This is a genomic window from Niabella sp. ZPM-14 (assembly GCF_055693045.2).
In genome coordinates, this window is sequence record NZ_CM181148.1 from 3,432,741 (window position 1) to 3,453,289 (window position 20,549).

The window sequence follows — 20,549 nt, forward strand, 5'->3', positions numbered from 1 at the left end:
CATGCATTTCGTTACAAAATTAATTCTTACTGCTTTCTTGGGTTACCTGGTGAGCATCAGTGCGGCCCATGCCCAAACTGTTGACACCGCTGTGGCGCGCAAGCTCCTGGAAGCACAGGACACCGTTGTAAAGCCGACCATTGAAAATCCAGCGTTTAAAGAAACTGATTCCACAAAACTTCGTGATCCCAAGGCGCGCAAGCCTAGTGCGGCGGCGCTCCGGTCTGCCATTTTACCCGGCTGGGGACAGGTATACAATCGGAAGATCTGGAAAGTGCCTATTGTATATGCAGCACTGGGTGCGACGGGTGCCATCTTCGTTAATAACCTGACCTGGTACAACCGGACCAAGTATGCCTATACAATTGCCTACAACATTACACAGGGGAAGGACTCTATAGGGAGCCCTGGTTATCAAAAGGTGCATGAAGACCTGCAACGGGTGTTTTTTGAGGGCAGTCAGGGTGTGCAGCCGGAATATTTGCGCACTAACAGGGATTACTTTCGTAAAAACCTGGACTACGCCGCCATCTATTTTATTATTGCCTGGGCGCTCAATGTGGTAGACGCGACGGTAGACGCGCATTTAAGCAGCTTTGATATTTCTCCCGATCTTACGTTCAAGATACAACCGGGATATAGTGAAATGGCCCGAACCGCCGGAATGAGTTTTATCGTGAGGGTAAAATAGAAAGTATTCATTTTTAAAATTAGTGAAGTAACATAAGTATATGAAAATAGCGATCATTGGATATGGTAAAATGGGCAGGGCGATCGAAGAGATAGCGGTATCACGCGGTCATGAAATTGTTTTGAAGATCGATGAATCGAATCTCGATGCGTTCAATGCCGCGAACGTGGCAAAAGCAGATGTGGCGATCGAATTTACAGGGCCCCACACTGCCTACGAAAACATTTTGAAGTTACTCAGGTTTGGTATTCCCGTTGTAAGCGGCTCTACCGGCTGGCTCGATAAAATGGATACGGTAGAGCAATTGTGCCAGGAAAAGAATGGCGCCTTTATATATGCCAGCAACTTCAGTGTGGGGGTGAACCTCTTTTTCGAGCTGAACAAGAAGCTGGCCGCATTAATGCATCCGCACAAAGAATACAACGTGTCGCTGGAAGAAATCCACCACACACAAAAGCGCGATGCCCCCAGCGGTACTGCTATCACGCTGGCCGAAGGCGTAATGGAAACCTACACTGAATTAAACAAGTGGGTGAACGATACGACTCCCGGAAATGATGAGCTGCTGATCGTAAGCAAAAGGATCGATCCTGATCCCGGTACGCACACGATCCGGTATGTATCTGATATAGACGATATAAGCATCACCCATTCTGCACACAACCGCAAAGGGTTCGCGCTGGGCGCCGTGATCGCCGCAGAGTTTCTGAAAGATAAAAAAGGGATCTTTGGAATGAAGGAAGTCTTAGGAATCTGACAGCTATCAAATAAATTGTTGAAGCGCCGCAAGAGATTGCGGCGTTTTTCGTTTAAACATTTGTTAAACAACTTGCTTCATGCAATGGTTAACAAATTATAAAGAAGATGGCGATTTTCTTTGCTGGATGAAAACACCGCTACTTCTAACTGCAATGCTAATAGGTTCGTTGACTAGTCATGCGCAAACAGATACCGTTAATAAGATACATTTGACAGATTCAACGAAAACCGTTAAGTCGAAAGAGTGTCATCCGGCCACGGCCGCAATTCGCTCAGCTGTTTTTCCTTGATCAGGTCAAATATATAACAAGAAGCTTTGGAAAGTACCGGTCGTATACGCGGCTATAGGTGCAACCAGCGGCCTTTTTTGTTTAATCTGAAATGGTACAAAAGATCTCGAGACGGGGTGCGCGTGGTACAGGCTTTAAGCAGGTTGCCAAAAAATGAGCGAGATTACACTGCCTATTTTGCGTTAGACCTGATAGTTAGACTGACGTATGAGCAGAATGGGATTAACGCTGTTATATTTTTGAGAGACGACATTAGAAAAAATGTTGATTATTCTGCCATTTATTTTCTGCTTACCTGGGGCTTAAACGTGCTGGATGCCACTGTTGATGCACATTTCAGCCAGTTTGATGTGTCGCGTGATCTATCCATTAAAATCCGGCCAAGCTATTTGGCTTATTCCCGAACAGCGGCAGTGAATATTATTGTTAAAATAAAATAGATGTATAGCAATTATTCATTGCTGGTAAGGGACGTGTTGTCATGAACACATGAATGAATTTAAAGTGAAACGGAAGTCGAGAGGGCGTGCTTATCGATATTAAAGGTCACGTCTTCGAAGCACTACTTTAGGGCTTGGTACCTGGTTGCGTTATGAGATCATTTCCCAACCGCTTTGCTTACACGCTGTGCCAGCTCCATAAAGGCTTTCTTACTGATCTCATCATCGCTCATCATCACCGGAACACCGAAATCGCCGCCCTCCCGGATGCTTTGCACCAGCGGGATCTCTCCCAAAAAGGGAAGCTCATATTCGGATGCTAATCGTTGTGCGCCTTCCTTTCCAAAAATATAGTATTTGTTATCGGGTAATTCCGCCGGCGTGAAGTAGCTCATGTTTTCAACCAGTCCTAAGATACGGGCATTGAGTTGTGCCTGGCCGAACATCGCTATACCTTTCTTTGCATCGGCAAGCGCCACATCCTGGGGTGTGCTTACGATCACGACGCCCGCCACTTTGATCATCTGGAGTAAAGTCAGGTGAATATCACCAGTGCCCGGAGGCATATCAACAATGAGGTAGTCAAGATCGCCCCAATCGACATCGGTCACAAACTGCCTGATCGCGCTGCTGGCCATAGGCCCGCGCCAAACGACAGCTTTGCTCTCGTCTACCAGCAACCCGATGCTGAGCAGCCGGATGCCAAAACGTTCTAACGGTACGATCACCCCTTTACCATTCACATCCTTCATCATCGGTCGTTCGCCGCGCACGCCAAACATGATGGGCACGCTCGGCCCGTAAATATCAGCATCCATCAGACCTACTTTAGCGCCGCTCTGTGCGAGTGCCAGCGCCAGGTTGGCCGAAACGGTGCTTTTGCCCACGCCTCCTTTTCCACTAATCACGGCAATTACATTTTTCACTCCGGAAAGAGGAGCTTTGGGATCTTCTTCATATGCAGTTGCTGCCGCAGGCTTGTTTTGAAACGACACTTTGATCACCGCATTTTTGTCTACCAGGTCTTTAATGGCTTTGATCGATTCGCTTTTCAATTTCAGCCGCACGTCGGCGTCATCGGTGTCAACAATCAGACTAAAAGAAATATAGTATTTTTCAATCGCCAGGTCCTGTACGATACCAGCTGTCACAATATCCTTTTCATTACCAGCGTAGTGCACTGTCTTCAACGCATCCAATACTTTTTCTTTCGTCATTATTAAAGCTTATGTTAAATTCAAATATAAATGTCAAAGTTAAACACCTATAAACCCAAATTGTTGTCTTTATTAAAATTCATGTACTTAATTTTGGCACAGTGAAGAAAATTGTATTGTTTTTTATAGCGCTGTTATGTAGCGGTCTGGCGGCGCAGGCGCAGTTTGAGAAAGCCCGCGATTCGGTAGTTCAGCTTTTCGGGATCATCATGACAGCAGACAGCCTTGAAGCCATCCCAGCTGTGAGCGTTACGGTAAGAGGGACAAAGCGCGGTACCATTACTAATAATGACGGTGTGTTTTCCATTGCGGTGCTTAAAGGCGATGTGATCGAGTTTTCCCACGTGAGTTATCAGCCCGGATCTGTCACCGTCCCCGACACTTTAAAAGGAACTCAATATAGCGTTGTGAAGACGCTGGTGCAGGACACCACTTACCTACCTGTGGCCATCATCCGCCCAAGGCCTACCCCCGAACAGTTCGCCAGGGATTTCGTCAACACCCCGGTTGCTGAGGACGAACTTGAGATACTACGCAAAGCCAACACCCCCGAAGCGCGGCGTGCCTATTTGGCTAAATTGCCTCATGACGGCCGCGAGATGACCAACCGCCAATTGAATAATGTCTTTCAGCGGGCGCGCTACCAGGGACAAATACCGCCCATGAATATCTTTAGCCCGGCAGCCTGGGCAGAATTCATCAATGCCTGGAAACGAGGCGATTTCAAGAAGAGGTGATAAGGGAGGGGATAGTCTATGGTCCATTGTCTACAGTCCATAGAAGAAGTTCCATTTTCGGGAAGCCTATCATTCGGGAGCAATCTTTTTACCTAAGAATTTGTTTACTCACAACACGGAATTCCTGAAACACTTATCCATCACCGTTAGTACCAAAAGCTTATTGTAAACGGTCTATGGTCGATTGTCCATGGTCTATCAGCCACACTCACAATCCTTTCAATACTTTTTTGATCAGGTCTTCCAGTTGCAGATCCGGATCGGTTTGCAATAATCTGGCGACCTGCTGGTCGGCCTGCTGCCGGTTGATCCCCAGCGCAATCAGCGCTTCTAAAGCATCCTGCTTCACCGTCGATCCTGCTACAACGCCCTGTAAAGGCGCGACATCAGTCTGTTGTTTTCCGACCTTATCTTTCAGTTCCAGCACTGCCCGCTCGGCCGTTTTTTTGCCGATGCCTTTGATCCGTTCCAAAGCCCGCGCATCTCCGTGCAATATGGCAGTGGTTATTTCCTCCGGCTTCATGTAAGAAAGGATCAGCCGGGCTGTGTTTGCCCCGATCCCCGACACGCTGAGCAGGGATAAAAAAATATCCTTCTCTTTCGTATCGGCAAAGCCATATAAAAGATGGGCATCCTCGCGAATCAACAGGTGCGTATAAAGGAGTCCGGTTTGCTGGTCCTGGATGGCTGAAAATGTGTTCAGACTGATGTTGACCTCATAGCCAACGCCCTGTACGTCAATTATTACGGCAGAGGGGCTGATGCTGGCAAACGTTCCTTTTAAATACGATATCATTTTGCGAATTTCAAACAATAAATCTCAAATCACAAATTATAAATTCCTTTACCTTTGGCATCTCCCGGGAGCGTGATCCGGATAAAATCTTTTAGAAATCAATGAGTAACAAAATTACAGCGGCAATTACTGCAGTTAACGGCTATGTACCAGAAGACAAGCTAACCAATTTTGACCTTGAAAAGATAGTAGAAACGAATGACGAATGGATCAGGACGCGCACCGGCATCGAAGAGCGCAGGATATTGAAGGGCGAAGGAAAAGGAGTTAGTGAAATGATCGTACCCGCAGTGGAGGGATTGCTTAAAAAGCGGGGTATTGATGCTGCAGAGATTGACTGTATTATTGTTGCGACCGTGACGCCGGATATGGTGTTTCCCGCTACGGCCAATATTGTGGCCAACAGGGTGGGAGCGGTCAACGCCTTCGGATATGATATTTCCGCCGCATGTTCAGGATTTTTATATGCCCTCACTCAGGGTGCTGCTTTTATTGAAAGCGGCCGTTATAAAAAAGTGATCGTGGTAGGCGCTGATAAAATGAGCGCTATTGTGGATTATACCGACAGGACCACCTGTATTATTTTTGGAGACGGCGCGGGCGCAGCTCTGCTCGAACCTGCCACGGAAGGTTTGGGTATCAAAGACAGTATTTTGAAAAGCGATGGCAGCGGTGCTCAGTACCTGAGAATGAAAGCCGGCGGCAGCGCTTATCCTGCTACCGCGGAAACCGTTGCCCGGCGCGAACATTACGCCTACCAGGAAGGCCAGACCGTTTTCAAGTTCGCAGTGAAAGGTATGGCAGATGTTAGTGCCGAGTTGCTTGAAAGAAACAGGCTGACGGGAGATGATATCGCCTGGCTGGTGCCTCACCAGGCCAACCTGCGCATTATTGACGCTACTGCCAACCGGATCGGACTTCCTAAAGAGAAGGTCATGATCAATATTCAGAAATATGGAAATACGACGGCTGCGACCATTCCGCTTTGCCTTTGGGAATGGGAGAGCAAACTCAAAAAGGGCGATAAGCTCGTGCTTGCAGCGTTCGGAGGTGGTTTTACCTGGGGCGCAACGCTGATTGATTGGGCTTATTAAGAGTTGACAGTATTATTTTACAGACGCTGCTAAAACTGCTTTAGTCAACCCGAAAACGTATTAATGCTGATACAGGCTGTTCGCCTGTCATCGGTCAAATTATCAACCATCATCTTAAAATGAAAGAAGAGATTACGATCCGCCGGGCTACCGCGGCTGATTGTTCCCGCATACTCGAGCTGGTGCGGGAGTTGGCCACCTATGAGCGCGCACCTCAGGAGGTGACGATCAGCCTGGAACATTTTACCGAAAGCGGATTCGGGACAAACCCCGTATGGTGGGGCTTTGTAGCCGAGTATACCGGCCAGATTGTGGGATTTGCTTTGTATTATATCCGTTTTTCCACCTGGAAGGGGCAGGCGATGTACCTGGAAGATATCCTGGTGACGGAAGCCATGCGGGGAAGAGGCGTCGGAACTTTGCTGTTCGATACCCTGGTCGGGGAAGCCAAAGCTAAAAAGCTGAAGCGGATTTGCTGGCAGGTGCTGGATTGGAATGAACCGGCTATTAATTTTTACAAGAAGTACAATGCCGGCTTTGACGGAGAATGGGTCAACTGCGCCATCGAAATATAATTAAAAACCCCCGCATCAAGCAGGGGTTCTTTTTTGGTATAAGCAGTGTTGACAGAAACTAAAATGAATAAACTGCAGCTATAAGGAAGCTACCGGTGCTCTTGGTTAAGCTACCGTCGTTCTTATAGAAATAGGGGTCTTTAGCGTTATCAAGCCTGAACTCGGGGATGAACGTTAGCCCGGTTACCGGTTTGATGTTGAAAGAAAGCGTTGCCTGGGTGATCGAAGTTCCGAAGATCAATCCTCCTTTATCCGTGTCGTCAAAATATTCACCACGTAAGGTGATGCCGAATTTTTCAGAAGGGTCTACATTCACGTAGAGCGCAGAGCCCCACCATTTCTTAGATACATCTTCGAACTGGTCAACGATCTTTACCGTTCCGTCATATCCGAGGGAGAACATGTCGCTTACTTTGGCGGTAGCCGTAAGGCCGATCTGGTTGTGGTTGTTATCAGCCAGGTCCTTTCCACCTACATAATTTAAAAAGGCGTTCACAACTTCTGATGTTTTGCTCACCTGTGCGATCACGTTCTTCTTAGCAAAGGAGGCCGAGAGAATATCGGTAGGGTTGGTCACACCGGCCATTACGCCAAAACCTTCACCTATATTATAATCGATCTTTAAACCTGTGTGGGAAAACGGTCCGTAAGAGAACATGTAGCTCATGCTGTAGTTCCTGTTCAGCTGCGGGTCCAGCACCTCGTATCCCAGGTGTGTTCCCCATTTACCCGCTGATATCCTGATCTTGTCAGTGGGGTTGTAGACTACATAAGCTTGTTTGATCGCCTGCAGGAGAGATGATCCTGAACTGGTCCCGTCTTCCCCCGTTATCGGCTCTTCAGCATAGGAAAACTCCCGCGCTCTTGTGCCAAAGCCCAGGTCTACTACTACGCCGGCTTTTCCCTTTGTGTAGCTGGCCTTTAGGGAGGCCATCCCCAGTTCAATCGAGTTTTGAGAATTGGTAAAGCTGGTCAGGTTGTTCGTTTCACCTACAGATTTTGCATTCTGAAAATTGTAGCGGTAGTAGGCGTCAACCGAACCATTGATCTGTAAATCGCCAGCGGGTTCTTCAGTTTCGGTTTCAGTTTGCGCAAACAAGGCAGTTGTGATGAAAAGAGCTTTGGTTGTTAGTAGAAGAACTTTTCCTTTCATTTACTTTAGTTTAATGTTAAAAAAGTGGTTAAGAGATCTGTCGTAGACAGTTTTGGTTATATTATATCTAAATATATATACGTTTTCCAGCAAAATTTCCATCATTCTTTTAATATTATTTCATATTAATTAATTGTAAAAGTAACAATATTCAATAAAAAACAATCAAAGTTTGCTTATTTGAATAAATATTATTTATTGTAATATATTTTCGGAGTGGTTAATTGGAAGATTTCCGCTGTATTGCGCCTTAAATGCCGTGTGGCCAGAAAAAATTATTTACATTATTTATTTAATGTATGTGTTTGGACCGGCTTTCTATTTTTAACATATGAGCGCCATCCAACCCTTCAGATGGAAATTTTTATGTACGTTTGCGCCCTAAATTTTTTTTATAATGGCAAATACTTCTGACATCAGCCGCGGCATGATCTTAAAACTCGATGGCAGCCTTTACTCGGTAGTAGAGTTTGGTGAAAATAAAACGGCTCGTGCAGCTGCTAAAGTGTGGGCAAAACTGAAAGGTGTTGACAATACCAGGACCATCGAAAAAACATGGAACTCCGGCGACACTATTTACCCCGTAAGAGTTGAAAAAAGAGCGTATCAGTATCTCTACCAGGATGAAACCGGTTTTAACTTTATGGACAACACTACGTTTGAGCAAATCAGTGTTGCCGAAAACCTGATCGATGCACCTCAATTCTTAAAAGAAGGGCAGGAAGTAGCCATCGCCATCAATACGGAAACTGAACAGCCGGTAAGCGTCGAATTGCCCGATAAGATCGTAATGCTCGTGACTTACACGGAGCCAGGTCTGAAAGGTGATACTGCTACCCGCACCCTGAAGCCAGCTACAGTGGAAACAGGTGCTACAGTAAACGTTCCTTTGTTTGTCAATGAAGGAGAGCTGATCCGTGTCAATACAAAGACCGGTGAGTACGTAGAAAGAGTGAAAGAATAAATCAATTGGCTAGAGATTTGCCGGATCAATATTGCCGCTTTTGTGGATGGCTTCGGTGTGCAAAAATTAGCGGTAAATCTTCTGTTTATCTTATCGATTTACTTACCTTAGTTGTTCTTTTCTAAGGCTGTTAGCGAAATAATCATTAATCCAAAAGCTGTCAAATTGAAAAATATGGACTTCAGACAAATTCAGGAGCTGATCAAGATGATCAATAAATCCAATATTGGAGAATTCAATATTGAGCAGAAAGACTTTAAACTATCTATCAAACAAAAGGAAGAGCCTGTTACACAAGTAGTGTCTGCGCCACCTTTCTCTATGCCGACCCTGCCAATGCCTGTGGCTCCTGCACAAATAACAGCGCCTCAAAATCAGCAGCCGGCACCTGCGGCAGAAAAGCCTAAGGCGCCCTCAGCTACTTCAAGCAATAATACTATTGTAAGAAGCCCGATGATCGGTACCTTCTACCGCAAGCCGTCTCCGGATAAACCTAACTTTGTAGAAGAGGGTGATATTATCACTCCGGGTAAAGTGATATGCGTGATCGAGGCGATGAAATTATTCAACGAGATTGAAAGCGAGATCAGCGGGAAAGTCGTTAAGATATTGGTAGACGACGCTTCTCCGGTTGAGTTTGATCAGCCGCTGTTTGAGGTGGAGACCGCTTAGTTGTTCAGTTAGCTCATTAAAGCAGCAGCTAATAAAGAATTTGCGAAAGCCTTTGCTGAAATGAGTTCAGACGATGCTGTGACCCAAAAACGTGGCAGGCTTTACAACTGAATCTGTAAACAAAGTTGCGAAGCAAGTATCGATGATGGCTCCCTGAATACTTAAACGGGTATCTTTCTGATTCAGCACGACCCGTTAAGTTGAAGCAATGAGCCGGACTGTAATAATAGTAGCTACTTCAAAACGAAAGATCCTTTCAGTTACATCTTAAGTTGTTTTATATTTTAAAATTATTGTGGTTGAATGTTATTAACGCATTAGCATATCAGCACATCAGCACACTGACAGTATGTTCAAAAAAATATTAATAGCCAATAGGGGGGAGATAGCATTAAGGGTGATCAGAACCTGTAGAGAAATGGGTATTAAAACCGTAGCGGTTTATTCTACAGCCGACAGCGAGAGCCTGCATGTGAAGTTTGCCGACGAAGCCGTTTGTATCGGTCGCCCGGCCAGCTCCGAGTCCTATCTCAATATTCCCAACATCATGGCTGCGATCGAAATCACGAATGCCGACGCAGTGCATCCCGGGTACGGATTCCTGGCAGAGAATGCCAAGTTTGCCAGTATCTGCAACGAAAGCGGTGTGAAATTTATCGGTCCTACGGCTGATATGATCAACAAGATGGGCGACAAGATCACGGCCAAGGAAACCATGATCAAAGCCGGTGTGCCGGTGGTGCCGGGAGGTGAAGGCCTTTTGGAAAGTGTTGAAGAAGCAAAGAGCCTGGCAAAGGATGTGGGTTACCCGGTTATTTTGAAAGCCACTGCGGGCGGTGGAGGTAAAGGTATGCGTATCGTTTGGGATGAGTCGGAAATGGAAAAAGCCTACGACACGGCCAAGATGGAAGCTGCCGCCTCGTTTAAGAACGACGGTATCTACATGGAAAAATTTGTAGAGGAACCAAGACATATTGAAATCCAGGTGGCGGGCGATCAGTTCGGAAATGTCTGTCATATGAGTGAGCGCGATTGCTCTATCCAGCGCCGTCATCAGAAGCTGGTCGAGGAATCACCCTCTCCGTTCATGACCGACGAACTGCGCGCAGCAATGGGTGAAGCAGCCAAAAAAGCGGCTTCTGCCATTGGTTATGAGAGCGTAGGTACGATCGAGTTCCTGGTGGACAAACATCGCAACTTCTACTTCATGGAAATGAATACCCGTATACAGGTAGAACATTGCGTGACAGAAGAAGTGATCAACTTTGACCTCATCAAAGAACAGATAAAGATTGCCATGGGAGAAAAGATATCGGGTAACGATTATTTCCCCAACATGCACAGCATCGAATGCCGGATCAATGCGGAAGATCCTTTCAACGATTTCCGTCCTTCACCCGGCAAGATTACCAACCTGCATGTTCCGGGTGGTCATGGTGTGCGGGTAGACAGTCATGTGTATGCTGGCTATACCATTTCTCCGTACTACGATTCCATGATCGGTAAGCTGATCACCATCGCACGTACGCGGAAAGAAGCGATCGACACCATGTACCGCGCTTTAAGCGAGTATGTCATCGAGGGCGTAAAAACAACGATCCCTTTCCATCTCCAGCTGATGAAGAACGAAGATTTTATCAAAGGTAATTTCAACACGAAGTTTTTGGAAACATTCCAGTTGAAGCGATAAGGATCTCGAACAACGAATAACAAAACAGGCGCCCGGGAAAGGCGCCTGTTTTATTTAGCAGCTATTGCTAAGTTATCTTTTTGTCGTGGTCATAGTCATGTCGATCGCCGTAGCCATCGGAATCTTCTGGCCTTGCACTTCAATGTTGCCCTTTAGGTTTTGCGTTATTTGGGATTCCATTGAGATGCCGGTGTTCATATCCACCTGGGAGGTCGCCGTGAGGTCTCCCGTCAGGTCTAAAGACATTTCCATACCGTTGCTGTTGATCTTGGAGCCTTCCGCCGTTCCAAGCTGGCTCACAGTGTTGATAAATGCTTTATCGCCCTCAACTTTTGTCAAAGTGTGGGTGTTGAGCGCTTTGATGGTAAACGGATATTCGATAGTCATGCTGTCAGTCCAGCTGTCTCCCACTTTTACTGGTTTGCCGGGGTAAAAGCCGAATGCCTGCTGCATCATATTTTTAAGCGCGTCCTCTCCTAAAACCGCTTTCATCGTCTCTTTCTGCACGTCATTGGTTCCTACCTTATTCACTATTTCTTCCGCGCCCTCTACTTCCAGCACTTTTCCATCAGGTGTCAGGATAACGCTTACTGCTTGACCTTTCAATGCTCGGAAACTTTTGCTGGCTTCATTGGATGTGTCGGTATCGTCGCTGCTCATGGAAACTTTCTGGCCCATCGCGTCCATATCCATTTTGATCTTGTCGTAGGTGATTTTTAGTTTTTTATTCTCGCCTGAATTCGTGATATCGTAGAGCATGTTCATATCGTAGTTCATATTGATATTGATTTCCTGCCCCATTACGTTTTGTATCACTTTCGATTTCACCGTAGAGATTGCGATGTACTTACTGCCATTCTCCGGCTTAAAAGATAGATTGTAGGATTTTTGTGCCAGGGTCACGGTAGTAGCAGCGAACAGGAGCGACGCGCTGATCAACAGTGGCTTTATAAAATGTTTCATTTTTAATGATTTATTGGGTTGAAAGGGATCGAACACGTTTTGCTCAACCGCGCGATCTGATTTGTTGCAGCGATATTGCCGCTTGCTTGTCTGATCAAGCATATTTGATGCCACTAATACCGGCTGATTACCGGCATTGTTATTTTAAGGTTTTAATCAGCTTTTCGTTCAGCGTCACATAATCCTGGTTTTTAGCAGCCGCGGCCAGTTCTTTCGATTGCTCCGCGGCCTTTTTGGCTTCCGCATTTTTGCCCAGTTTGGCCAATGCTCTCGCCTGGTGATGTTTGATCCAGAAAGCCTCCGGTTGTGCTGCCGCTGCTTTTTCAAACCATGCCGCCGCCTTATTCAGATCTTTTTCATTTTCCAGGTAATAAAAAGCTGCCTGGAAATACGCTGGTTTGTCCGATTTCATCGATTCATCGATGGACGCCATGACCTTTTTGTCGATATCCGTTTTAATGGGTACGCTCACCATTATATTGTCCCAGATGATGGCCAGCTCGCAGCTTTCGTTAGTAATGTCTTCAAAAGAGATGGAGAAGTTCTCCAGTTGAAAGGGGAGTTGAACAGGCGACGCTTTCACGCGCACTACGTCTTCTTCCGGCTTATAAGCTGCAGGGCTGGTAACATCGGTTTGCTTCGTAATGATGATCGTCCAGGAATCAGCACCGGGAATGCTTAGTAAACCATATTTACCGGCAGGAATTTCTTTGCCACCGATGATCACATCGTCTCCAAAAGTGAGCGTCGTTGCGCCGTTAGCGCCCGTTCTCCATACTTTGCCAAATGGAACCAGGTCTCCGAATATCTTACGTCCTTTAACTGCCGGGCGGCTATAAGACAGTTCGATGCTTGATAAACCAAATTCCTGTTTGACCGTTTGGGCCGGGCTGGGTGCGGGTAATTTCAGCTGGGCGTTAGCAATGGTTATGCCGAATAATAATACAAGTGATAATGCAATTTTTCTCATTGATTGAATGTTTTTATTAAAGTATAAAATTAGTAAAATAGCTGATTATTAGGGGATAAATAACATGATCGTGTCACTTTTGTTCTGACCCTGGTGTGGGGATGCATCGGGACCTACGGCATGATTACCGAAATGCTGTGCACCTTTAACCAGTCTTCCATGGAATGCTGTGTAATCTGGGAGACACTCATTCCCTGCGCAGATGTATTTCCGGATTGTCCCCTTCAGGAGCGGAACCCCGGATGAAATGCTTCCAACGTTTTGCGTAGGAACTCTTTGTCCAGGTGTGTGTAGATCTCAGTGGTGGTAATGCTTTCATGCCCCAGCATTTCCTGTACCGCGCGGAGGTTAGCGCCGCCTTCAATCAGATGCGTTGCAAAAGAATGCCGGAACGTGTGAGGCGAAACGGCTTTCCTGATACCGGCTTTTTCAGTGAGCGTTTTGATGATCAGGAAGATCATGACCCGGGTCAGCTTTGCGCCGCGTTTATTGAGAAAGAGAATGTCCTCGTTGCCGGGCTTGATCCGGATATGCGTGCGAACGTGCTGCCGGTAAAGGTTAATATGCTTAATAGCGGTGTTGCCGATCGGAACCAGTCGCTCTTTATCGCCTTTCCCGACCACTCTCACAAAACCAACGTCCAGGTACAGTTGTGATATCTTTAGATTTACTATCTCGCTGACCCGTAGCCCGCAACTGTAAAGGGTTTCAAGGATCGCCCTGTTTCGGGTGCCTTCTGGTTGGCTCAGATCGATCTGCTCCATTATCTGTTCGATTTCAGCGAAGCTGAGCACATCAGGCAGGGTGCGCCTGGTCTTTGGCGCTTCAAGAAGGAGCGTCGGATCTTCCCGGACAATATCTTCGATCAGGCAGTATTTATAAAAGGCTTTGATGCCGGAAATGATACGGGCCTGTGAAGTGGCCGACATCTCCAGTTCGCCGATCCATTGTATAAAAAACTGCAAATCCTGCAACGTGATTGTTGCAGGATTTTTTTGCAGCTCTTTTAGTTCAATGAATTGGGTGAGCTTATCAAGATCGCGCAGATAGGCTTCCGTGGAATTGGCCGAAAGCGATTTTTCTAACTGCAGGTAAGCTTTAAATCCTTTTTTGTAAGGCTCCCACATAATTTATTTAAAAGTAAGCGGGCTGTTATGCACCACCTCTTTTTTATCCACGATCAGTTTAGCGTAGATATTGCTTTTCGTGATATTCACCGAGTCGATCAGGCTGTGAACATTATCATAGTCGATTTCTGTTACGCCTTTATCCGTGAGTAATTGTTTCGCGGTTTGTCCGGTTTTCATGTCTTCCACATAAATGAACGTGTTGTCGTAATAAGCGGCCAGACCGTCTTCCACTTTAAACTTAGGATCGAAGCTATTAATGGCGCTGGTGAACTTGCTGGTAGCGCCGTCTTTCTCAAAAGGCAATTTCAATAAATAACCACGACCGGTAGCGCAATCATTGAATTTGATCCACGCGTATTTAGCATCAATGATTTCGCAAGTCAGAAATTCTTTGGAAGGTCTTACCTGCTTGTCAATAAATTCAGAAAAGATAATGTCTTTGATCACGCCCATTCCTCCTTTTTCCCAATGAATAGAGTCGATCTGGCAATCTTTAAAACTGATCCTCACAAAAGGATTCCCTGCCTCTTTGGATTCGAACTTCATGGGTTCCGTAATACAAGTGGTATCACTGCAAAAAGGTTTTGAAGCAGTTTCCCCGCCTCCGTCTTTACAACCAACAAAAGCCAGGGTGGCCATTACAAACGTTAAACTCAATAATTTCATGTGCATGTTTAAAAAATTAATTAGGTTGCTGAAAGCAACAAACCTACATAAAATTACCGATCAAAAGCCGATGTTGTTCCGCTTGTATCCATAAACTTGCGATCGGGGTCTGGAAATAAAAAAAAGAGCCGTCCCCGGTCTGACGCATATTTAGCTTATTCAAAGAGGTAATAATCATTGTTATTTCTAAAGCGATTCGCGTTTGCGCGGAATTACTCTGGAGCTACAGGAACACATCTTCCAATAAAAAGAACGCTGGTTCCATACCTTTTTGAAACGTGATAGCCACCACATCATACTGAATCCACCGGTGCCCGGGATGTAAAAAAAGATATTCATCTGCTGCATTTTTGAGATACCTGAATTTCTTCCTGGTCACATTTTCTTCGGGATGCCCATAGGAAGAAGAGCTGCGGGTTTTCACTTCAACGAAATGTAATTTTTTACCTTTGGTAGCGATGATGTCTATTTCATGATAACCGTGGCGCCAGTTCCGGCAGACAATGGTATAGCCCCTGGATTCCAGGAAGCCCGCTGCCAGCGACTCGCCGTTTTTACCAAGGTCATTATGATGAGCCATTTCTTATCTTTACCTGAATTTACATAAAAAGACTATGCAATTGTTAGCTCCTTTAAGCGGAAGTATTAAACATTATGATTGGGGTGGCACATCCTATCTTCCTTCACTGTTACAAATCGAGAATCCCAATATGCAGCCCTTTGCAGAATATTGGCTGGGCGTGCATCCGCAGGCGGATTGTAAGGTGACCCTGAGCAACGGCGAGGTAGTGTTGCTGCGCGATTATATTGATGCCCATGCAGCCGATGCCCTGGGAGAAAAGGTGTTTAAAGCATTTGGTCATTTGCCTTATTTATTAAAGGTCCTCGATGTGAAGGACATGTTGTCTATACAGGTGCATCCTTCCAAAGCCGAGGCAGCTATTGACTTTGAACAGGAGAATGCCAAAGGCGTCCCGTTGAACGCTCCTGACCGCAACTACAAAGATGCGAATCACAAGCCTGAACTGATGGTGGCGATGAGCGAGTTTTACCTGCTACACGGTTTTAAACCGGAGGAGGAGCTGCTGGCGGTATTGGACAAGGTAAAGGAACTGAAAGTCTTTAAAGCTGCTTTCAGGAAAAAAGGATACAAAGGCTTGTATCAACTGGCGATGGAAATGCCCCAGGAGGAAGTAAACGAGTTACTGCAGCCTTTGGTGGCGCGCATCGTGCCGCTCTATCAAAGCAACCAGTTGCAGAAAGATGATGAACATTTCTGGGCGGCCAGGGCAGCGCTTACATTTAGCAGACCTGGTATCATCGACCGTGGCATATTTTCCATTTACTTTTTCAACCTGCTACACCTTCGCCCGGGCGAAGCGATCTTCCAGGATGCCGGTGTGCCTCATGCTTATCTCGAAGGACAAAACGTGGAGATCATGGCTAGCAGCGACAATGTGTTGCGCGGCGGACTTACCACTAAACATATCGACACTGTAGAGCTGCTGAAGCACACAAAATGTGAGCCGACGCATCCCAAGATCATCAAGCGCTCCAAAAAAGACAGCCAGTCCTACAAAGCGCCTGTAAAAGATTTCTCGTTAAAGTCTTACCGGTTGCGGAAGGGCGAAAGCGTTGAACTGGACATCGCCACCGCCGAGTTGTTTTTACTGATGGAAGGAAAAGTGAGCTTGCAATCAAAAAGAGTAAAAGTGGTATTGCAGCAGCCTAATATTACGGCCGCTGCGTTTTCAGGAGCTAAGGTGATGGTCAAAGCTTCAGAGGATTCCTGGCTGTTCAAAGCGTCCGCCTTTTAGTCTTCTTTCTTGATGACTACTGTTTTGTTAAGGGATCTTCTTTCGGGGCCTTGTGTCATAGAGACAAGTTTGCCGTTTTTGAATTCGAGAATATTATCGTAGTAATACGCATCGCCTTTGTGCACCACCTGATCGTAGAAAAGCGTTTCCTGTAAGTCGCCCGAATCATCGGTGTAAAAGCTTTCCTTGTAGGGCCGGCCAAATTTCTTGATCACGGCGTCTTTGCTCATGCCGGGTTGAATATTTCTGGAGTCGAAGCTCACCATATGAAACGCTTTGCAGGAGGGCAACAGGATGATTAGTGAGAAAATCAGGGCGTAGAAGATTTTGCTCATAGGAACGATTTTTTTATATCAGTAAATGTATCTGAGCCTGTGGGATCTCCTTGCAATCCAGGCAGGTGCAGCTCTGCTAAATGACGTTCCATCAAATCTTTAGGTTGTAGGCTTGCAGTCTGATTTTTGGCTTGTACCTTAGCCATTTTTCTGAAGACTATTCATGACACGAAAGGAACGCTACCAGTTTGTGATTGATTATTTTTCGGTTCATATGCCTGAACCCGAAACCGAGTTAGTGTATGACAATCCATACCAATTGCTGGTGGCAGTAATCTTGTCTGCGCAATGCACAGACAAGAGAGTCAATATGACGACGCCTTATTTGTTCGAAAAGTATCCGGATATCAGTAGCCTCAGCCAGGCAACACCTGAAGAAGTTTTCCCGCTTATAAAAAGCATTTCCTATCCCAACAATAAAAGTAAACACCTGGTAGGCATGGCTCAAAAAGTGCTTCAGGACTTCAATGGCGATATACCGATGACCGTCAACGAGCTGGTCACCTTGCCGGGTGTGGGTCGTAAGACAGCCAACGTCATTACTTCGGTTATTGAGAAGCAACCTAACATGGCCGTTGATACCCATGTCTTCCGTGTCAGTAAAAGGATTGGCCTCGTTCCGCTCAAAGCATCAACGCCTCTGGCTGTGGAAAAGGAACTGGTGAAGCACATCGATGCCGGGCTGATCCATAAAGCGCACCATTGGTTAATTCTGCATGGTAGATATACCTGTGTCGCGCGCAGTCCGAAATGCCGTGAATGTGGTTTGCAACAGGCCTGCCTGTGGTTTCAGAAAAATAGCCAGGACTTTAATTAGCATGCATATCAACCAGGTCCCATCCTTTTTTACCGGTCTTTAAACGGTGTTGAAAGCGTAATATAGAAGATAAATAGTGGCTTACTTTTTGTCTTCAAAACAGTTATGCGCCCTCAAAGCCCTTTTACTGTAGTAGACAGAAATACGCCCATTTTAGCATTTGCCCTGCACGATGGACATCAGATCGATGATGCGCTGAAAGGTCATTTGCTGCTCGGCGAACAGGAGCGATCCCGCGAAGAAGACCCGTATACCGGCTATATGATCTCAGAACTGCCAGTTACCACGGTGACTGTCCACACTTCCCGCTTTCAGCTCGATCTTAACAGAACCAAAGAGAAAGCAGTCTATCAAAAGCCTGAAGATGCCTGGGGCCTAAGCGTTTGGAATGAGCTGCCTGCCGAAAAAATAAAAACCCTTCATGCAGAGTATGATTCTTTTTATGATGGCGTAGGTGCTTTGCTGGAAAAGGTGATTGCGGCTCACGGAAGTTTCTTCATCCTGGACGTACATTCTTACAACCACAAGCGGCAAAATGCGTTCGAAGCAGCGCCCGAGGCAACCCACCCGGAGATCAACTTAGGCACAGCTTATAATAGACCGTCATGGAAAGCGTATTGCGACCGCTTTAATAGTTTTTTGACCGGGGCTCCGGTTTTGGATCGTCCGTTAGACGTCCGTCAAAACGTGATCTTCAAGGGAGGCGCATTTTCGCAGTGGGTTATCCGTCATTATGGCGATCACGGCGCGGTTTTTTCCATCGAATTTAAAAAGACGTTTATGGAAGAGTGGACCGGTGTTGCCGATATTCCTCATGTCAACAGGCTCAAAGAATTATTAGGATTATCGGTAAGCTTTTTGCAGCAGGAAATCAAACGAGAAAAGGAGGATGTAAAATAATGACCGAAGCCGGCCAGAAAATACTCAACCGCCTCCAGGACAAACTGAAGAAGTCTGATCCTATTCATATCAGTTTGCCTGGAAACGGTATCCTGAAAATTGAGAAACCTGTTCCCTTTCTGCTGGTTTACCGCATGAGGGACGGCAAGGATTATTTCGCCAACCGGCTCGGAAAGATGGAATCTTCCTACCTGATCGTAGACGCCGAGAGTAACGGGCTGCTGACAAAAATTGTGCAGATGATCAGCAACCTGTATGCCGATAAATTCAAAGGATTTTTATTGGTAGAAACCTGGCTGGCAAAGCCAGCATACCAGTCTCCTTTCACCGTGGTGATCAACCAGAAAAGCGCCATCAATACCGCGCGTAAGCTGGACGCCGAGCTGAATAAGATTCCCATCCCGGCATGGGACAAGAATTCGGCGATCAGGAAGCAGGACGAACCGCCTGCACCGCCGGATCAAAAACCATTGCTCTCAAAAGAATACCTGGAAAAGCAAGGGATCACGATGATGGGACTGGAGATTGCACCTGTTTATCTGAACGAAGCCACAGGCAAGCCTTATCCTTTATTCCTGCGCGAACTGAGAGCAGGCTACAGCAAGGCATTAAGGAAAAGCTTCTTCGAATTCATAAGGCTTCAAACCTCTTTCAGCGCGTCTCACTTCCAGATGCTGGGTACGACTATCGTTGATGATAAGGCACGCGAGATCGACCGCGAGCTGGCGGCCTACAGCAAGCTGTTCGACTTCCTGATGTTGGTGACGCCTATCAATGTAGACGAAGCCTGGACTGAATTTCAAAAAACCAACTATGAAAAGAATCCCGTTTTTCATTACCGGCCCATGCCCGTGGATCCGGAGATCATTAAAAGAAAGATCTACAACCTTCCCATTGAAGACATCACCGATCCGACCATTGCGTTTCTCTTTCGTGATAAGCGCAAGGAGATCGACCGGATGTTAAACATGATGCAGGAGCGCGAAAAGCATGATTTCATGCTCAGCAGTTTACAGCTTTTTGGCCCCGTGAGTGAACAATTGTTGGACATTGCAAAGGCGCTGTTAGTAGCTGTGGATGTGGGTCCTGAATCCGGTAGCGACGCGAAAAGACTCAACGCCGCGCAGTTTGCGTTGCTGGCGCAAAAGGAGTTGAAGTGGCTGCGTTCGCAGGATGCCAGCATCTCTACGAGCGTGCGCATTGCCGATGACATTGAAGGTATCCTTGTGTCTAAGGGCGTGTTAAATATCAACTCAGGTTTCGGTGTATCCAGGAAGCGCGCGCAGCCTCTGTTGCAGCACGAGATCGGTACGCATGTGGTGACCTACTACAATGGTAAGGCGCAGCCGCTGGAATTGTTTTCCATTGGGGTGCCGGGATATGAAGAGTTGCAGGAAGGTCTGGCGGTATTGGCAGAATACCTGAATGATGGCCTGACCAGCAGCAGGATGCGTACCCTGGCGGCGCGCGTGGTGGCCGTGCATGAAATGGTAAGCGGCAAATCCTTTGTGGACACTTTTCATCTGCTTGCAGATAAATATAGTTTTCCGCATCACTCTGCTTTCAATATCTGCATGAGGGCATACCGGGGTGGAGGGCTCACGAAAGATGCCGTGTACCTCAAAGGGTTTTTAAACATCATTAATTATATCAAGAAGGGAAAAGACCTGAACCAATTGCTGATCGGCAAGATCAGGGAGGACTATCTGCCGGTGGTGCAGGAGTTGATCCACCGGAATATTCTGTTGAAAGCACCGATCACACCCCGCTTTTTGTCGGGGGAGTTCCGTCAGAAAATTGAAACGATCAAAAAAGAAGGTAACATTTTTAAAATGATTCAACAATAACGCCGGCGACAACTCCGGTTCAGCCA

General features: G+C 46.4%; 23 protein-coding genes. 14 read left to right on the forward strand and 9 right to left on the reverse strand.

What is annotated here, in order from left to right; translation table 11 throughout:
- The first annotated feature begins 1 nt into the window (after position 1).
- The 4 genes from ACU37H_RS14570 (at position 2) to ACU37H_RS14585 (ending at position 2,180) form a co-directional block, all read left to right on the forward strand.
- A complete protein-coding gene (locus tag ACU37H_RS14570) occupies positions 2–691 on the forward strand; it encodes a DUF5683 domain-containing protein (RefSeq protein ID WP_472703375.1) in 690 nt (229 codons plus the stop codon).
- A 40-nt stretch (positions 692–731) separates the two neighbouring features.
- Positions 732–1,448, forward strand: coding sequence for a 4-hydroxy-tetrahydrodipicolinate reductase (gene dapB / locus ACU37H_RS14575; RefSeq protein WP_472703374.1), 717 nt, complete (start codon positions 732–734; stop codon positions 1,446–1,448).
- A 301-nt stretch (positions 1,449–1,749) separates the two neighbouring features.
- Positions 1,750–1,830, forward strand: a complete 81-nt coding sequence (locus tag ACU37H_RS14580; protein WP_472704293.1) for a hypothetical protein — start codon at positions 1,750–1,752, stop codon at positions 1,828–1,830.
- Positions 1,818–2,180: a DUF5683 domain-containing protein gene (locus tag ACU37H_RS14585; protein ID WP_494407558.1), complete on the forward strand. Its 363-nt coding sequence runs from the start codon at positions 1,818–1,820 to the stop codon at positions 2,178–2,180. Before ACU37H_RS14580 ends, ACU37H_RS14585 begins: the two co-directional genes overlap by 13 nt.
- A gap of 158 nt (positions 2,181–2,338) precedes the next feature.
- Here the strand turns inward: ACU37H_RS14585 and ACU37H_RS14590 are convergent, their stop codons facing one another.
- A complete protein-coding gene (locus ACU37H_RS14590) occupies positions 2,339–3,397 on the reverse strand; it encodes an Mrp/NBP35 family ATP-binding protein (protein ID WP_472703373.1) in 1,059 nt (352 codons plus the stop codon).
- 101 nt (positions 3,398–3,498) lie between these two features.
- Between ACU37H_RS14590 and ACU37H_RS14595 the strand changes: the two genes are divergently transcribed.
- A complete protein-coding gene (locus ACU37H_RS14595; protein ID WP_472703372.1) occupies positions 3,499–4,134 on the forward strand; it encodes a carboxypeptidase-like regulatory domain-containing protein in 636 nt (211 codons plus the stop codon).
- A gap of 208 nt (positions 4,135–4,342) precedes the next feature.
- On the opposite strand, the gene ruvA is transcribed toward ACU37H_RS14595, so the two are convergent.
- Positions 4,343–4,930: a Holliday junction branch migration protein RuvA gene (gene ruvA, locus ACU37H_RS14600; protein ID WP_472703371.1), complete on the reverse strand. Its 588-nt coding sequence runs from the start codon at positions 4,928–4,930 to the stop codon at positions 4,343–4,345.
- Positions 4,931–5,031: 101 nt separating this feature from the next.
- Between ruvA and ACU37H_RS14605 the strand changes: the two genes are divergently transcribed.
- Positions 5,032–6,024, forward strand: coding sequence for a beta-ketoacyl-ACP synthase III (locus ACU37H_RS14605; RefSeq protein ID WP_472703370.1), 993 nt, complete (start codon positions 5,032–5,034; stop codon positions 6,022–6,024).
- Positions 6,025–6,143: 119 nt separating this feature from the next.
- Positions 6,144–6,599, forward strand: coding sequence for a GNAT family N-acetyltransferase (locus ACU37H_RS14610; protein WP_472703369.1), 456 nt, complete (start codon positions 6,144–6,146; stop codon positions 6,597–6,599).
- Positions 6,600–6,657: 58 nt separating this feature from the next.
- Here ACU37H_RS14610 and ACU37H_RS14615 read toward each other — a convergent pair whose 3' ends face one another.
- Positions 6,658–7,752, reverse strand: coding sequence for a porin (locus tag ACU37H_RS14615; RefSeq protein WP_472703368.1), 1,095 nt, complete (start codon positions 7,750–7,752; stop codon positions 6,658–6,660).
- Between the two features lie 397 nt (positions 7,753–8,149).
- Between ACU37H_RS14615 and efp the strand changes: the two genes are divergently transcribed.
- From efp to accC, 3 genes are all read left to right on the forward strand, one after another.
- The gene (gene efp / locus ACU37H_RS14620) at positions 8,150–8,716 is read left to right on the forward strand and encodes an elongation factor P (RefSeq protein WP_472703367.1); all 567 of its coding nucleotides are present in this window, start codon (positions 8,150–8,152) and stop codon (positions 8,714–8,716) included.
- A 174-nt stretch (positions 8,717–8,890) separates the two neighbouring features.
- Positions 8,891–9,388, forward strand: a complete 498-nt coding sequence (accB, locus tag ACU37H_RS14625; RefSeq protein ID WP_472703366.1) for an acetyl-CoA carboxylase biotin carboxyl carrier protein — start codon at positions 8,891–8,893, stop codon at positions 9,386–9,388.
- 349 nt (positions 9,389–9,737) lie between these two features.
- Positions 9,738–11,078: an acetyl-CoA carboxylase biotin carboxylase subunit gene (accC, locus tag ACU37H_RS14630; RefSeq protein ID WP_472703365.1), complete on the forward strand. Its 1,341-nt coding sequence runs from the start codon at positions 9,738–9,740 to the stop codon at positions 11,076–11,078.
- A gap of 72 nt (positions 11,079–11,150) precedes the next feature.
- On the opposite strand, the gene ACU37H_RS14635 is transcribed toward accC, so the two are convergent.
- From ACU37H_RS14635 to ACU37H_RS14655, 5 genes are all read right to left on the reverse strand, one after another.
- A complete protein-coding gene (locus ACU37H_RS14635; protein ID WP_472703364.1) occupies positions 11,151–12,041 on the reverse strand; it encodes a DUF6263 family protein in 891 nt (296 codons plus the stop codon).
- A 139-nt stretch (positions 12,042–12,180) separates the two neighbouring features.
- Positions 12,181–13,011 (reverse strand): DUF2911 domain-containing protein, encoded by an 831-nt coding sequence (locus ACU37H_RS14640; RefSeq protein ID WP_472703363.1) that lies wholly within the window; start codon positions 13,009–13,011, stop codon positions 12,181–12,183.
- Between the two features lie 224 nt (positions 13,012–13,235).
- A complete protein-coding gene (xerD, locus tag ACU37H_RS14645; RefSeq protein ID WP_472703362.1) occupies positions 13,236–14,138 on the reverse strand; it encodes a site-specific tyrosine recombinase XerD in 903 nt (300 codons plus the stop codon).
- 3 nt (positions 14,139–14,141) lie between these two features.
- Complete coding sequence (locus tag ACU37H_RS14650; protein ID WP_472703361.1) at positions 14,142–14,807, reverse strand: hypothetical protein; 666 nt, start codon at positions 14,805–14,807, stop codon at positions 14,142–14,144.
- A 223-nt stretch (positions 14,808–15,030) separates the two neighbouring features.
- On the reverse strand, positions 15,031–15,387 hold the full coding sequence (locus ACU37H_RS14655; protein ID WP_472703360.1) for a YraN family protein: 357 nt from the start codon (positions 15,385–15,387) through the stop codon (positions 15,031–15,033).
- Positions 15,388–15,421: 34 nt separating this feature from the next.
- Between ACU37H_RS14655 and manA the strand changes: the two genes are divergently transcribed.
- Positions 15,422–16,624: a mannose-6-phosphate isomerase, class I gene (manA, locus tag ACU37H_RS14660; protein WP_472703359.1), complete on the forward strand. Its 1,203-nt coding sequence runs from the start codon at positions 15,422–15,424 to the stop codon at positions 16,622–16,624.
- Here the strand turns inward: manA and ACU37H_RS14665 are convergent.
- Entirely contained in the window at positions 16,621–16,959 is a 339-nt protein-coding gene (locus ACU37H_RS14665; protein WP_472703358.1) for a hypothetical protein, read from the reverse strand. The genes manA and ACU37H_RS14665 overlap by 4 nt on opposite strands.
- A 163-nt stretch (positions 16,960–17,122) precedes the next feature.
- Here ACU37H_RS14665 and nth point away from each other — a divergent pair, with 163 nt between their 5' ends.
- The 3 genes from nth (at position 17,123) to ACU37H_RS14680 (ending at position 20,523) form a co-directional block, all read left to right on the forward strand.
- On the forward strand, positions 17,123–17,776 hold the full coding sequence (gene nth, locus ACU37H_RS14670) for an endonuclease III (RefSeq protein WP_472703357.1): 654 nt from the start codon (positions 17,123–17,125) through the stop codon (positions 17,774–17,776).
- Between the two features lie 105 nt (positions 17,777–17,881).
- Positions 17,882–18,676, forward strand: a complete 795-nt coding sequence (locus tag ACU37H_RS14675; RefSeq protein WP_472703356.1) for an N-formylglutamate amidohydrolase — start codon at positions 17,882–17,884, stop codon at positions 18,674–18,676.
- On the forward strand, positions 18,676–20,523 hold the full coding sequence (locus ACU37H_RS14680) for a peptidase MATCAP family protein (RefSeq protein WP_472703355.1): 1,848 nt from the start codon (positions 18,676–18,678) through the stop codon (positions 20,521–20,523). Before ACU37H_RS14675 ends, ACU37H_RS14680 begins: the two co-directional genes overlap by 1 nt.
- Positions 20,524–20,549 lie beyond the last annotated feature (26 nt).

Coding starts and splice junctions, on each gene's coding strand:
- ACU37H_RS14615 (WP_472703368.1), bottom strand. CDS start 7,752: ATGAAAGGAAAAGTTCTTCTACTAACAACCAAAGCTCTTTTCATCACA.
- efp (WP_472703367.1), top strand. CDS start 8,150: ATGGCAAATACTTCTGACATCAGCCGCGGCATGATCTTAAAACTCGAT.
- ACU37H_RS14675 (WP_472703356.1), top strand. CDS start 17,882: ATGCGCCCTCAAAGCCCTTTTACTGTAGTAGACAGAAATACGCCCATT.
- ACU37H_RS14605 (WP_472703370.1), top strand. CDS start 5,032: ATGAGTAACAAAATTACAGCGGCAATTACTGCAGTTAACGGCTATGTA.
- ACU37H_RS14635 (WP_472703364.1), bottom strand. CDS start 12,041: ATGAAACATTTTATAAAGCCACTGTTGATCAGCGCGTCGCTCCTGTTC.
- dapB (WP_472703374.1), top strand. CDS start 732: ATGAAAATAGCGATCATTGGATATGGTAAAATGGGCAGGGCGATCGAA.
- accC (WP_472703365.1), top strand. CDS start 9,738: ATGTTCAAAAAAATATTAATAGCCAATAGGGGGGAGATAGCATTAAGG.
- ACU37H_RS14590 (WP_472703373.1), bottom strand. CDS start 3,397: ATGACGAAAGAAAAAGTATTGGATGCGTTGAAGACAGTGCACTACGCT.
- manA (WP_472703359.1), top strand. CDS start 15,422: ATGCAATTGTTAGCTCCTTTAAGCGGAAGTATTAAACATTATGATTGG.
- accB (WP_472703366.1), top strand. CDS start 8,891: ATGGACTTCAGACAAATTCAGGAGCTGATCAAGATGATCAATAAATCC.
- nth (WP_472703357.1), top strand. CDS start 17,123: ATGACACGAAAGGAACGCTACCAGTTTGTGATTGATTATTTTTCGGTT.
- ACU37H_RS14680 (WP_472703355.1), top strand. CDS start 18,676: ATGACCGAAGCCGGCCAGAAAATACTCAACCGCCTCCAGGACAAACTG.
- ACU37H_RS14650 (WP_472703361.1), bottom strand. CDS start 14,807: ATGAAATTATTGAGTTTAACGTTTGTAATGGCCACCCTGGCTTTTGTT.
- ACU37H_RS14665 (WP_472703358.1), bottom strand. CDS start 16,959: ATGAGCAAAATCTTCTACGCCCTGATTTTCTCACTAATCATCCTGTTG.
- xerD (WP_472703362.1), bottom strand. CDS start 14,138: ATGTGGGAGCCTTACAAAAAAGGATTTAAAGCTTACCTGCAGTTAGAA.
- ruvA (WP_472703371.1), bottom strand. CDS start 4,930: ATGATATCGTATTTAAAAGGAACGTTTGCCAGCATCAGCCCCTCTGCC.
- ACU37H_RS14570 (WP_472703375.1), top strand. CDS start 2: ATGCATTTCGTTACAAAATTAATTCTTACTGCTTTCTTGGGTTACCTG.
- ACU37H_RS14655 (WP_472703360.1), bottom strand. CDS start 15,387: ATGGCTCATCATAATGACCTTGGTAAAAACGGCGAGTCGCTGGCAGCG.
- ACU37H_RS14640 (WP_472703363.1), bottom strand. CDS start 13,011: ATGAGAAAAATTGCATTATCACTTGTATTATTATTCGGCATAACCATT.
- ACU37H_RS14610 (WP_472703369.1), top strand. CDS start 6,144: ATGAAAGAAGAGATTACGATCCGCCGGGCTACCGCGGCTGATTGTTCC.